14 protein-coding genes are annotated in these 12,300 nt (G+C 70.1%); 6 read left to right on the forward strand and 8 right to left on the reverse strand.

Annotated elements, in window-relative coordinates:
• Nucleotides 1–405 precede the first annotated feature (405 nt).
• Nucleotides 406–1,047 (reverse strand): DNA-3-methyladenine glycosylase, encoded by a 642-nt coding sequence (locus ABZX79_RS27200; protein WP_355262971.1) that lies wholly within the window; start codon nucleotides 1,045–1,047, stop codon nucleotides 406–408.
• A 148-nt stretch (nucleotides 1,048–1,195) separates the two neighbouring features.
• Here ABZX79_RS27200 and ABZX79_RS27205 point away from each other — a divergent pair, with 148 nt between their 5' ends.
• The 3 genes from ABZX79_RS27205 to ABZX79_RS27215 all read left to right on the forward strand — a co-directional run bounded on the left by ABZX79_RS27205 (nucleotide 1,196) and on the right by ABZX79_RS27215 (nucleotide 3,211).
• Nucleotides 1,196–1,978 carry a sporulation protein gene (locus tag ABZX79_RS27205; protein ID WP_214980873.1) on the forward strand — a complete coding sequence of 261 codons (783 nt, stop codon included), beginning with the start codon at nucleotides 1,196–1,198 and terminating at the stop codon, nucleotides 1,976–1,978.
• 48 nt (nucleotides 1,979–2,026) lie between these two features.
• Nucleotides 2,027–2,563 carry a YbhB/YbcL family Raf kinase inhibitor-like protein gene (locus ABZX79_RS27210; protein ID WP_355262974.1) on the forward strand — a complete coding sequence of 179 codons (537 nt, stop codon included), beginning with the start codon at nucleotides 2,027–2,029 and terminating at the stop codon, nucleotides 2,561–2,563.
• A gap of 144 nt (nucleotides 2,564–2,707) precedes the next feature.
• Complete coding sequence (locus ABZX79_RS27215; RefSeq protein WP_355262977.1) at nucleotides 2,708–3,211, forward strand: HNH endonuclease; 504 nt, start codon at nucleotides 2,708–2,710, stop codon at nucleotides 3,209–3,211.
• Nucleotides 3,212–3,271: 60 nt separating this feature from the next.
• Here the strand turns inward: ABZX79_RS27215 and ABZX79_RS27220 are convergent, their stop codons facing one another.
• The 4 genes from ABZX79_RS27220 to ABZX79_RS27235 form a co-directional block, all read right to left on the reverse strand.
• Entirely contained in the window at nucleotides 3,272–4,039 is a 768-nt protein-coding gene (locus ABZX79_RS27220) for a sulfite exporter TauE/SafE family protein (RefSeq protein WP_355262980.1), read from the reverse strand.
• Between the two features lie 67 nt (nucleotides 4,040–4,106).
• Nucleotides 4,107–5,036, reverse strand: coding sequence for an SPFH domain-containing protein (locus ABZX79_RS27225; RefSeq protein WP_355262983.1), 930 nt, complete (start codon nucleotides 5,034–5,036; stop codon nucleotides 4,107–4,109).
• A gap of 120 nt (nucleotides 5,037–5,156) precedes the next feature.
• Nucleotides 5,157–5,585, reverse strand: coding sequence for an NfeD family protein (locus tag ABZX79_RS27230; protein WP_355262986.1), 429 nt, complete (start codon nucleotides 5,583–5,585; stop codon nucleotides 5,157–5,159).
• Nucleotides 5,586–5,655: 70 nt separating this feature from the next.
• Nucleotides 5,656–6,453 carry an ABC transporter ATP-binding protein gene (locus ABZX79_RS27235; protein ID WP_355262989.1) on the reverse strand — a complete coding sequence of 266 codons (798 nt, stop codon included), beginning with the start codon at nucleotides 6,451–6,453 and terminating at the stop codon, nucleotides 5,656–5,658.
• A 124-nt stretch (nucleotides 6,454–6,577) separates the two neighbouring features.
• Here ABZX79_RS27235 and ABZX79_RS27240 point away from each other — a divergent pair, with 124 nt between their 5' ends.
• Nucleotides 6,578–7,363: a hypothetical protein gene (locus ABZX79_RS27240; protein WP_355262992.1), complete on the forward strand. Its 786-nt coding sequence runs from the start codon at nucleotides 6,578–6,580 to the stop codon at nucleotides 7,361–7,363.
• Between the two features lie 84 nt (nucleotides 7,364–7,447).
• On the opposite strand, the gene chpE is transcribed toward ABZX79_RS27240, so the two are convergent.
• From chpE to ABZX79_RS27255, 3 genes are all read right to left on the reverse strand, one after another.
• Nucleotides 7,448–7,696: a chaplin ChpE gene (chpE, locus tag ABZX79_RS27245; RefSeq protein WP_355262995.1), complete on the reverse strand. Its 249-nt coding sequence runs from the start codon at nucleotides 7,694–7,696 to the stop codon at nucleotides 7,448–7,450.
• Nucleotides 7,697–7,833: 137 nt separating this feature from the next.
• On the reverse strand, nucleotides 7,834–8,499 hold the full coding sequence (locus tag ABZX79_RS27250; RefSeq protein ID WP_355262998.1) for a response regulator transcription factor: 666 nt from the start codon (nucleotides 8,497–8,499) through the stop codon (nucleotides 7,834–7,836).
• Nucleotides 8,492–9,676, reverse strand: coding sequence for a GAF domain-containing sensor histidine kinase (locus tag ABZX79_RS27255; protein WP_355263001.1), 1,185 nt, complete (start codon nucleotides 9,674–9,676; stop codon nucleotides 8,492–8,494). Before ABZX79_RS27255 ends, ABZX79_RS27250 begins: the two co-directional genes overlap by 8 nt.
• A 220-nt stretch (nucleotides 9,677–9,896) precedes the next feature.
• On the opposite strand from ABZX79_RS27255, the gene ABZX79_RS27260 reads away from it, so the two are divergent.
• Nucleotides 9,897–10,637 (forward strand): SDR family NAD(P)-dependent oxidoreductase, encoded by a 741-nt coding sequence (locus ABZX79_RS27260; protein WP_355263004.1) that lies wholly within the window; start codon nucleotides 9,897–9,899, stop codon nucleotides 10,635–10,637.
• Between the two features lie 572 nt (nucleotides 10,638–11,209).
• Complete coding sequence (locus ABZX79_RS27265; protein WP_355263301.1) at nucleotides 11,210–12,298, forward strand: S-adenosylmethionine:tRNA ribosyltransferase-isomerase; 1,089 nt, start codon at nucleotides 11,210–11,212, stop codon at nucleotides 12,296–12,298.
• Nucleotides 12,299–12,300: the final 2 nt, after the last annotated feature.

Here is a 12,300-nt window from a genome sequence, read left to right on the forward strand (position 1 = left end):
CAACATATCTGGCGTTGACTTTTGGCACGCTGTTGAGTTCTCAAGGAACGGACGCTTCCTTTGTACTCACCCTCTCGGGCTTTCCTCCGGGCTTTCGTTCGGTATTTCGTGTTTCCGACTCTATCAGACTCTTTCGTGTCCGATTCCCCGTCGGCGGGGCTGCTTTCAGGTTTCCGCTTTCGCGTTTCCCTTTCGGCGTGGTCACTACTTTAGCGGATTCCCCTTGCGGCTCATAATCGAGCCGGTGAGTCGGAATTCGGGCATGCCGAAATCGAACCCGTCAGGGAAAGTCGTAGGTAGTGGTTTGGCCGCTTCGGGGTCCGCCTCGGTCGACTCGTAAGCCTTACCGACAGCAGTGCCCGTCTCAAGCGGCTCGGGCCACATTAGGCGTCCGCCGGGGCCACGTCAAGTTCGTCGGCGGCGTGGTGTGTGGGCCCTGAATGGGCTCACTGTCGGGTCGCCTTCGATCCAGAATCGCCAGGGGTGGTCCGCGCCTTCGCCGCCCACTCCCGTGCGTGGTCCGTTCCGCACCAGGTCAGCGGGGGCGGGGGCGCCGTGCAGTACAGACAGAGCGGACTCGGGGCCGGCGCAGAGGTCGGTGCCGTCCAGGGTGCGGTCGATGGCGAGTCCCGTGGCGAGGCGGGCCGGGCCTTTGGCCAGTTCCTTGTCGCTTCGGGCCGAGAGTCGTCGTTTACGCACGAGGTCCTGGCCGCGCGTCACCTCTCCTCCTCGCAGAAGGACGCCACTCGCCGTGTGCTCCTGGCCGCAGACGAGGTTGAGGCTGAACCACATGCCGTAGATGAAGTAGACGTACGCGTGACCGGGTGGGCCGAACATTGACGCGTTGCGCTGGGTCTTTCCGCGGTACGCGTGCGATCCCGGGTCGCCCGGGCCGTCGTAGGCCTCGACCTCGGTGATGCGGAGCTCGATCGGGCCGTCGTCGGTCAGTCGTACGAGGGTGCGCCCCAGTAGGTCGGGTGCGACCTCCAGCACGGGGCGGTCGAAGAACGTCCTGGGGAGCGGCGTACGGTCGGGGTCCGTGATCATGCCCTCCGAGCGTAGTGGAAGTCGCGCGTTCGGGTAGGTGGCCTTGAGGCGTGCGCTTTGCCAGGGTGAGGGCCACGGAACCGGGCATGGCCCTTCCGCGTTTGTACTGGTCAGAGTCAGAGTCAGAACCAAAGATCTGGGAGAAGTCATGGGCTTCAAGAAGTTGCTTGCGAGCTTGGGTGCCGGTGGCGCGTCGGTGGAGACGGTGCTGACCGAGGCGAATGTCGTGCCTGGTGGTGTGGTTCAGGGCGAGGTGCGCATCCAGGGCGGTTCGGTCGATCAGCAGATCGAGGGGCTCTCCGTCGGCCTGCAGGCGCGCGTCGAGGTCGAGGGCGGTGACCAGGAGGTCAAGCAGGACATCGAGTTCACGAAGCAGCGGCTCGGTGGTGCCTTCGAGGTCAAGGCGGGCGCCGTGCATGTCGTGCCGTTCGGACTGGAGATTCCCTGGGAGACCCCGGTCACCAGCATCGCCGGTCAGCAGCTGCACGGCATGAACATCGGCGTGACGACCGAGCTGGAGATCGCCCGGGCCGTCGACTCGGGTGATCTTGACCCGATCAATGTGCACCCGCTGCCGGCGCAGCAGGCGATCCTGGACGCCTTCGTGCAGCTGGGCTTCCGTTTCAAGAGCGCGGACATGGAGCGCGGTCACATCCGGGGGACGCGTCAGCGGCTGCCCTTCTACCAGGAGATCGAGTTCCAGCCGCCGCAGCAGTACCGCGGGCTGAACCAGGTCGAGCTGACCTTCGTCGCGGACGACCGCGAGATGGACGTCGTCCTGGAGATGGACAAGAAGCCGGGGCTGTTCAGTGAGAGCAGCGACTCGTACCGGGCCTTCAAGGTCGGGCTGAACGACTTCCAGGGAACCGACTGGGTCGCCTACCTCAACCAGTGGCTTGCGCAGGTCGGCGGTCAGCGCAACTGGCTCTAGGCTCGGGAGCCGTCAGGTAGCAGCACAGTTCACATCGGAGGTTCAGACGTGTCAGAGGCGAAGAGGCCGCCGCTTCCCCATGACTTCCATCCGCCCGTGCCCTCGTTCACTGTGGTGAGTGAGGATGTCGTTGATGGTGGGGTGTTGAAGGACGCTCAGGTGTACGCGGCCGGCAATACGTCGCCGCACCTGCGGTGGGAAGGGTTTCCCGCCGAGGCCAAGAGTTTCGCCGTGACGTGCTTCGATCCCGACGCGCCGACCGGCAGCGGGTTCTGGCACTGGACCGTCTTCGACATTCCGGCGTCGGTGACGGAGCTGCCGGCGGGGGCGGGCAGCGGGAAATTCGAGGGGTTGCCGCCGGACGCCGTACAGGTCCGTAACGACTACGGGTCGAAGGACTTCGGCGGAGCGGCACCGCCGGCCGGCGAGAGGCACCGCTATGTGTTCACCGTGTACGCGGTGGACACGGAGAAGCTCGGTCCTGACGCCGACGCCTCCCCCGCCGCTGTGGGATTCAACCTCCGGTTCCACACCCTCGGGCGTGCGCAGCTGGTCGCCGAATACGAGGCTCCCGCGGCGAGTTGAGCGTTCACTTTCTGTTTGCCCGTCCCTGGTCTTGGAAGAGATCAGGGACGGGCATCTTTTTATTGCGTTGTCCATCTCGGTGTGCCCGGTCAGAGTTGATCCAAGCCCGCCATGAGGTGGGCCGGCGCAGGGAGGGTGGGCGGGATGCGGGACACGCTGGTACTGAACGCGAGCTTCGAGCCGCTGTCTACGGTGACACTGAACCGGGCGGTGGTGCTTGTCCTGACGGACAAGGCCGTCGTCGAACAGGCCCATCCCGGACTGCTGATGCGTGCGGCCGCCGTGGAGCTTCCGGTGCCACAGGTGATCAGGCTGTGCCGTTATGTCCGGGTGCCCTTCCGAAGACAGGCACCGTGGTCGAGGCGCGGTGTGCTGATACGGGACCAGCACCGATGCGCGTACTGCGGGCGGCGGGCCACGACCGTCGACCACGTGGTGCCGAAAGCTCAGGGCGGCGGGGACGGCTGGCTGAATACGGTGGCGTCCTGCGCGGAGGACAACCACCGCAAAGCGGACCGTACGCCGGACGAGGCGGCGATGCCGCTGCTGCGCAAGCCGTTCGTACCTTCACCCGCCGACGCGATGCTGCTGGCGCTGGGCGCGGACGAGCGGTCGGCGCTGCCGGAGTGGCTGGCGCAGTCCGCTTAGCAGTCGGTAAAGCGGTCAGTAAGAGCCCGCCTTCGTTGTTCGGGGGCGGGCTTGTGTGTGTCAGCGCAGCAGGAGTTGGACGATCGCCACCGTGCCTACGGCCACGATCAGTGCGCGTAGGGCGGCGGGTGGCAGTCGGCGGCCGATCTTGGCGCCGAGCTGGCCTCCGAGGGTGGAGCCGACCGAGATGAGTGCTACGGCCGTCCAGTCGAATTCCGCGGCGAAGAGGAAGAACGTCGCGGCGATGGTGTTGACGACGGCGGCGAGGACGTTCTTGGTGGCGTTCAGGCGTTGCAGGGTGTCGGTGAGCAGCATGCCCATCAGGGCGACGTAGATGATTCCCTGGGCCGCGGTGAAGTAGCCGCCGTACACGCTGGCGAGGAGGAGGCCGGTGATGAGGAGCGGGCCGCCGTCGGCGTCGCTGTGGGTGCCGTTGCGTTCGCGGCGGCGCTGGACGGCCTTGGTGATGCGGGGCTGCAGGATCACCAGGACGAGGGCGAGGCCGACCAGGACCGGCACGATCGTTTCGAAGGCGGTCGGCGGGAGTGCGAGGAGCAGTACGGCTCCGCAGAGGCCTCCGACGGCGGCGGCCGCGCTCAGGCGCAGGATGCGGCGGCGCTGGCCGGTGAGTTCCTTGCGGTAGCCGATGGCGCCGCTGATGGAGCCGGGGATCAGGCCGAGGGCGTTGGAGACGGTCGCGGTGACCGGCGGCAGGCCGGTGGCGAGCAGGACCGGGAAGGTGATGAGGGTTCCGGAACCGACGATGGTGTTGATGGTCCCGGCGCCCACGCCCGCGGCGAAGACGGCGAGCATCTCCCAGATGGTCACGGTGTGCCCCTGCTCCTGTGCATGATCGGTGCTTGGTGCACCGATCATGCACGACCACAGGCCCGCGTCAGTCGATGGGGGGTTCCTGGCGGCGTTCCTGGCCGGTCTTGAAGCCCGGGGCGCCATCCGTGAAGTTGCCGAAGGCGCCGCTGAGGCCCTTGAGTGCGTCGCCGATCTCGCTCGGCACGATCCAGAGCTTGTTGGCGTCACCCTCCGCGATCTTCGGGAGCATCTGGAGGTACTGGTACGCGAGGAGCTTCTGGTCAGCGTCGCCCGCGTGGATGGACTCGAAGACCGTACGGATGGCCTGGGCCTCGCCCTCGGCGCGCAGCGCGGACGCCTTGGCCTCACCCTCGGCGCGCAGGATCGCGGACTGCTTCTCGCCCTCGGCGGTGAGGATCGCGGACTGCCTGATGCCCTCGGCCGTGAGGATCGCGGCGCGCTTGTCGCGGTCGGCGCGCATCTGCTTCTCCATCGAGTCCTGGATGGAGGTGGGCGGCTCGATCGCCTTGAGCTCGACGCGGTTGACGCGGATGCCCCACTTGCCGGTGGCCTCGTCGAGGACGCCGCGCAGCGCCGCGTTGATCTCCTCGCGGGAGGTCAGGGTCCGCTCCAGGTCCATGCCACCGATGATGTTGCGCAGCGTGGTGACGGTGAGCTGCTCGATCGCCTGGATGTAGCTGGCGACTTCGTACGTCGCGGCCCGGGCGTCGGTGACCTGGTAGTAGATGACGGTGTCGATGTTGACGACGAGGTTGTCCTGGGTGATCACCGGCTGGGGCGGGAAGGGCACGACCTGTTCGCGGAGGTCGATCCGGTTGCGGATCGAGTCGATGAACGGGACGACGATGTTCAGGCCGGCGTTGAGCGTGCGCGTGTAGCGGCCGAAGCGCTCCACGATGGCGGCACTCGCCTGCGGGATGACCTGGATCGTCTTGATCAGGGCGATGAAGACCAGCACCACCAGAATGATCAGGACGATGATGACGGATGACATCGCGTGTTCCGTGCCCTTCGTGTTGTGCTTCTCGGGAGAGACCTTGATCTGATGATCAATCTTCCCAGAACGCCGGTCGGTGTGCGGGGTGTTCGGCTTACCTGGCCGGGTTGCGTCGGGCTACATCACTACCGCTGTCGCTCCGTCGATCTCGATTACGTCGACCTGCTGGCCCGGTTCGAAGCTCTGGCTCGCGTCGAGAGACCGCGCGGACCACACCTCGCCCGCGAGTTTGATCCGGCCGCCGCTGCCGTCGACCCGTTCCAGCACTACCGCCTGACGGCCTCTCAGCGCGTCTACGCCGGTGCGGTGTTCCGGCCGGTCGGAGCGGTGGCGGGCCGCTATCGGACGTACAACCGCGATCAGCGCGACCGAGACCGCGGCGAAGACCAGTACCTGGGCGACGATTCCGCCGCCCAGCCCGGCCGTCACAGCACCGGCGACCGCGCCCGCCGACAGCATTCCCAACTCGGGCATCGCGGTCACCACGAGCGGAATTCCCAGCCCGACAGCGCCGATCAGCCACCACACCCATGCGTCGATGTCCACATGGTCATGGTAGGTGCGGGTGGTCTTCGCGGACAGGGCGCGGACGTGGTGCGGGCGTTGGGGCGGACTGTCAGGCGAGCGGCAGGCCCTGGGCCGTCCAGCGGTCGGACCTGCGCTCGACGACGAGCGGGAGGCCGAAGCAGAGGGAGAGGTTGCGGGAGGTCAGTTCCGTCTCCACGGGACCCGCGGCGAGGACCTTGCCCTGCCGGATCATGAGGACGTGGGTGAAACCGGGGGCGATCTCCTCGACATGGTGCGTAACCATGATCATCGAGGGTGCGTACGGGTCACGGGCGAGGCGGCCGAGGCGGCGGACGAGGTCTTCGCGGCCACCGAGGTCGAGACCGGCGGCGGGCTCGTCGAGGAGCAGCAGCTCGGGGTCGGTCATCATCGCGCGGGCGATCATCGTGCGCTTGCGCTCGCCCTCGGAGAGCGTGCCGAACTTCCGGTCGAGGAAGTCCGTCATGCCGAGGCGGTCGAGGAAGGCGCGGGCGCGCTGCTCGTCGACCTCGTCGTAGTTCTCGTGCCAGGTGGCGGTCATGCCGTACGCGGCGGTGAGCACCGTCTGGAGGACGGTCTGGCGCTTGGGCAGCTTGTCGGCCATCGCGATGCCGGCCATGCCGATGCGGGGGCGGAGCTCGAATACGTCCGTGCCGGGGCTGCCGAGCGTCTCACCGAGGACCTTGGCGCTGCCGGTGGACGGGAAGAGGTAGCTGGAGGCGACATTCAGCAGGGTGGTCTTGCCGGCGCCGTTCGGGCCCAGGATCACCCAGCGCTCGCCCTCCTTGACCGACCAGGAGACGTCGTCCACCAGAGCGCGTCCGTCGCGGACCACGGATACGTCCACCAGCTCCAGTACATCGCTCATGAGCGCGTTGTCTCCCCATGCAGTCTCGAGAATGTCGGGCGTGCCTGTAGGCACAGCTCCAGGGGAAAACCTACGCCACCGGTCGGGTGATCCGGTTGGTAGGTCCGTTGCCTAGGCTGGGGGCATGCTTTCCGAACCTCGCTCAGGACGACTGGCCGCATGGGGAAATGCCCTTTTGGCCGGACTTGCTTCGCCGGATGATGTCGCGCTCGCCATTGTCGGGGAGGACGCGGTGCACCGGGTGGAAGGTGTCCCCGGGGAGGCGGGGCCGGTCGGGCTCACGCTGGCCCTGGGGCGGCTTCGTGCGCTGGGCGTGACCGGCTTCCGGGTCGCGCTGCCCGCGCCCGGGCATCCGCTGGGGCTCAGCGGGCCGCCGGAGTTCAACGCCCGGGCGCTGGAGGCGGAGGAGGCAGTGGTCTGCTCGGGGGCGGCGGTGGGGTTGGTGCCGGAGATGTACGAGGTGGGGCCGGCCGGGGATGTGCGGGTCGAGGTGACGTGGCACTGCCTGGCCGTACGGGAGGCGCCGCCCGCCGACGTGCCCTCGCTCGGGGAGGCGGAGCGGGAGCTCGCGGAGGGGCTTCGGGATGCGACGGCGGTGCTGTCGCGGCTGGACGTGGCCGGGTCGGGTCCGGTGGCGGAGGCGGCGCTGGACGCGTACCGGGCGCGGGCCGAGGCGGGGCGCGAGGTGCTGGCGCCCGGGTATCCGCCGCGTGCGGTACGGGTGTTGGAGCTGGCGCAGCGGGTGGGGCTGCTCATCTCGCTGGCGTACGAGAACGGGCACGGGGGCGCGGTGAGTGCGTCCGAGATGGCGGCTCGGGGGGAGGCGCTGCGGCCGGTGGAGCGGGTGGCCCGGCGGGCGCAGGTGGCGGCGTACAACGCGTGGGTGGAGGAGCGGGAGCGGGAGCGGTGAGGGCCCCCGCTTGAAGCAGTACGCGACCGGCCCCCAGGCGCTGGGCGCCTGGGGGCCGGTGGTCACCGCTCGACCGGGGGGTCGTCAGTGGTTGACGGCGTGGTTCCCGAAGGCCGGGTTGAGGACGCCGATGACGTTGACGCTGTTGCCGGAGGCGTTCACCGGGACGTGGACCGGGACCTGGACCAGGTTGCCGGAACCGACGCCCGGCGAGTGGACGGCCTTGCCCTGGGCCTGCGCACCGCTGTCGGTGGCGGAGGCAACACCGGCTCCGGCGGCGATGAGGCCACCCGCGACCATGGTGACGGCAGCGGCCTTCTTCAGGTTCTTCACTTCAGGATCCTCCTAGACGTCGCTGCGGCCAGCCGCCGCAGCACGCCATGAAGAACGCCCCGGCGTCGATCAGGATGCGCCATGTGGGGGACATACACCCGACGGTATGAATCTCGGACCGGACGTAGACCGTCCGATTAACCCGTAATCCCATGTCGGACGGCCCACAGCGCCGCCTGGGTGCGGTCGGAGAGATCCAGCTTCATCAGGATGTTCGAAACATGCGTCTTGACGGTCTTCTCGGAGAGGACCAGGGCGCGGGCGATCTCCCGGTTGGAGCGGCCGTCGGCGATCAGCGTCAGCACTTCCCGCTCCCGGTCGGTGAGCGTGCTCCCCCGGCCCGTGCCGCTGTTCGTTTCCTCCTGGGAGAGCAGGGCGTCCGCCACCTCGGGCTGGAGGAGGACGTGGCCCGCGTGTACGGAGCGGATGGCGCCGGCCAGGGCGTCCGGGTCCACGTCCTTGTAGACGTAACCCGAGGCACCGGCGCGCAGGGCGGGGACCACCGTGCGCTGCTCGGTGAAGCTGGTGACGATCAAGACCTTGGCGGGGTTGGCCAGTTCGCGGAGTTTGCGCAGTGCGTCGATGCCGTCTGTGCCCGGCATCTTGATGTCCATGAGTACGACGTCGGGGCGGAGCTCCTCGGCGCGGGCCACGCCCTCGGCGCCGTCGCCGGCCTCGCCGACGACCTCGATGTCGTCCTGGATCTCCAGGAAGGTGCGCAGGCCCCGGCGTACGACCTGGTGATCGTCGACGAGCAGTACGCGGATGCGGTTTTTCGCCGGTCGTGCGGCCGCTTCAGCCACCGGGGACCTCCATCTCGATCGTGGTGCCCTTGCCGGGCGCCGAATCCACGGTGAGTGTGCCGCCCGCCCCGCCGGCGCGGTCGCGCATCGAGACCAGGCCGAGGTGGCGGCCCGCTCGGCGCACGGTCTTCGGGTCGAAGCCGCTGCCGTCGTCCCTGACCTTCAGGCGGGCGCCCTGGCCGCTCTTTTCCAGTACGACGTCGACGTGGGCCGCGCCGGAGTGGCGCAGCGCGTTGTGCAGTGCCTCCTGGGCGACCCGCAGGAGGGCTTCCTCCTGGGCGGCGGGCAGTGCCCGTACACCCAGGCTGTGGAAGGTGACCCTGGCCGTGTGGGCGCGGTCCATGACCTGGATCTGGGTGCGCAGGGTGGCGATCAGGCCGTCCTCGTCGAGGGCGGCGGGGCGGAGCTCGACGACTGCGGCGCGCAGTTCGTCGGCCGCCTCGGCGGCCAGTGCGGCCACCTGCTGGAGCTCACCCTTGGCGCGGGCCGGGTCGCGGTCGACGAGGGCGGCGGCGGCCTGGGCGGTGAGGCGCAGGGAGAAGAGTTTCTGGCTCACGGCGTCGTGGAGCTCGTGCGCCAGGCGGGAGCGTTCCTCGGCGATGGTGAGCTCGCGGCTGCGCTCGTACAGGCGGGCGTTGGTGAGGGCGATCGCGGCGTGCTGGGCGAGCATGCCGAGAAGTTCCTCGTCCTCCTCGGTGAAACCGCAGGCTCCGTCGGGCTTGGGGCAGCGCTTGTTGGCGAGGAAGAGCGCGCCGATGACGTCGTCGCCGTCGCGGATGGGCAGGCCCAGGAAGTCGGACATCTCGGGGTGCGCGGAGGGCCAGCCCTCGAAGCGCGGGTCCTTGCGTACGTCGGCGAGGCGCTCGGTCTCGGCGCCGTGCAGCATCGCGGCGAGGATGCCGTGCTGGCGGGGCAGCGGGCCGATGGCCTTCCACTGTTCGTCGCTGACGCCGTCGACCACGAACTGGGCGAAGCCGCCGTGGTCGTCGGGGACGCCCAGTGCGGCGTACTCGGCGTCGAGCAGCTCGCGGGCGGAGGCGACGATCGTCTTGAGGACGTCGCGCACTTCCAGGTGCCGGCTCATGGCGAGCAGCGCGGTGCTGACGGCCGTCAGGCCGGAGCGCTGAGATGGCGTCTCCCCTGCTCGAACGCAGTTGAGAGCTTGGGGATTGCTCATGTGGTCACGGTACCGGCGGGTGTGGGGCCGCGTATCGGGCCGGGGGCGGCCACTGCTTAGGGCGCAGGGCCTAGGTCGAAAGTGCCTGGTGCGGTGGGCGTAGGCCGAAGTGCCCTGGTGCGGGGGGGACGCGCGGCTGAGGCGCGGGGCGGGGGCGGGTTCCTACGTTGGAGGCACCGAGGCGGTGTCGTGCGACGTAGACGTGAAGGGGACGGTTGGCATGCCGGTTGCGATCATCACGGGGGCTTCGAAGGGGCTGGGGCGGGCGCTGGCGACGGCGCTCGCGGAGCGGGGCTGGGACCTGGTGCTGGATGCCAGGACCGGTCCCGTACTGGAGGACGCGGCGCGGGAAGCGCGTAAGTACGGGACGCGTGTGGTGGCCGTGGCCGGTGATGTCACCGACGCCGCGCACCGGGCGGAGCTGGTGGCCGCCGCGCGGGGGCTCGGCGGACTGGATCTGCTGGTGAACAACGCGAGCGCGCTGGGTGCGGAGCCGCTCGTACGGCTGGAGGAGCTGCCGCTGGAGGGGCTGCGGGCGGCGCTGGAGACGAACGTGGTGGCCGCGCTCGGTCTCGTACGGGAAGCACTGCCGCTGCTGCGGGCGGCCGGGGGCGGCGTACCGGGGGATGGCGGCGGCCGTGGCGGCGCGGTCGTCTCGGTGAGTTCGGACGCGGCGGTGGAGGCGTACGAGACGTGGGGCGGGTACGGGGCTTCGAAGGCGGCCCTCGACCACCTGTCGGCGGTGCTGGCGGCGGAGGAGCCGGGCCTGCGGGTGTGGGCGGTCGACCCGGGCGACATGCGGACCGATCTGTACGCGGCGGCGGTACCGGACGACGACGCGCGGCGGCCGGAGCCGGCTTCTGTGGTTCCGGCGTTTCTGCGGCTGCTCGACGAGCGGCCACGGCCCGCGAGCGGGCGCTATGTGGCGTCGGCGCTGCTGGAGCGGGAGGAGGACCGGTGAGGGACGCGACCACTCGCCGGCCGGACGCCGGGGCGGCGGAGCGAAGCCGCCGAATAGAGGTCTCGGGGCCGGACCGCGCGAACGCCGGGGCGGCGGAAGCCGGAGCAGGCCGGCCAGAGCCCGGGCTGGACCCGCGGGGCGGCGCGGAGGCGGTCAGTGCGAGTTCCTCGGCGGGACGGGCCATGCCCGACGCGGACGCCACGGCGGCGGTGGAGGGCGACGCATGGGCGTCGGCGGACAGTGCGAGCGCCGGATCAGGGCGGGCGACGCTGGGCGCTAACCGCTGGGCCGTGGATGACGGAGCAAGCGGGCCAGGACGGGGGCTGGCCCCACAGGCCGGCCAGGAGACGGTCAATGCGAGCGCCCTGCCGGGACAGGCCATGCCCGACGCGGACGCCACGGCGGCGGTGGAGGGCGACGCATGGGCGTCGGCGGACAGTGCACGGGCCGGGGCGGCGGAGGCCGGAGCAGGTGGGCCAGGGCCCGGGCTGGACCTGCGGGGCGGTGCGGAGGCGGTCAGTGCGAGTGCCGGGTTGGGGCAGGTGGTGGCTGACGTGGATGGGGTGGCGGGGGTGTTTTGCGGGTTGGGGGTGCCGGGGGAGCTGGCTGCGCGGGTGCCCGCTGAGGAGCGTGGTGCGGGGCGTGACGATGTGCGGCTGCTCGTTTCGCGGGGTACGGAGGTCTCGCACCACGCCTTCCGGGAGCTGGCGGGGCTGCTGCGGGCCGGAGACGTGCTGGTGGTGAACACGTCCGCCACGCTGCCGGCGGCGGTGGACGGACGGGTGGAGGCGGCGGCCGCCGGCCGTGGGGCCGGCGAGCGGGTGGTGGTGCACTTCTCCAGCCTTGGGGACGACCTGCGCTGGGCCGTAGAGCTGCGTAGTCCTCTGGAGACGGGGGCCACCCTGCCCCGTCGCGGCGGGCCCGCCGGAACCGTGGTGCGGCTGGCCGGGGGTGGGTGGCTGGTGCTGGAGGAGCCCGTCGGGGCGGGCGGGGAGCGGTTGTGGTGGGCGCGGGTGTCTGTAAGGGATGTGCCGGGCCTGCTGGAGCGGTACGGGCGGCCCATCCGGTACGGGTATACGGAGCGGGACCAGCCGCTGGCGGCGTACCAGACGGTCTTCGCCCTGCCGTCCGCCGACGGCGGTGGCTCGGCGGAGATGCCGAGTGCCGGGCGGCCCTTCACGGCGGCGATGGTGGCGGAGCTGGTGAGCCGGGGTGTGCAGTTCGCGCCGCTCACCCTTCATACAGGGGTCGCTTCGGCCGAGGCGCACGAGCCGCCGTACCCGGAGCGCTTCCAGGTGCCGGCCGCCACGGCCTGGCTCGTGAACGCGGCGCGCGCGGGCGGCGGGCGCATCGTCGCCGTCGGGACGACGGCGGTGCGGGCGCTGGAGTCGGCGGCCGGGCCCGACGGGGTGGTGCGGGAGGCGGCGGGGTGGACCGGGCTCGTGGTCACGCCGGAGCGCGGCGTACGCGTCGTGGACGGGCTGCTGACCGGGCTGCACGAGCCGCAGGCGTCGCATCTGCTGATGCTGGAGGCGGTCGCCGGGCGGGCCGCTCTGCGCCGCGGATACGCCGAGGCACTGAGGCATCGCTACCTCTGGCACGAGTTCGGCGACGTACACCTCCTCCTGCCGGAGCAGACCGGAAAAGGGCGCTCACTCTGAGC

It is taken from the genome of Streptomyces sp. NPDC002994, from assembly GCF_040611155.1.
Taxonomy (GTDB): domain Bacteria; phylum Actinomycetota; class Actinomycetes; order Streptomycetales; family Streptomycetaceae; genus Streptomyces.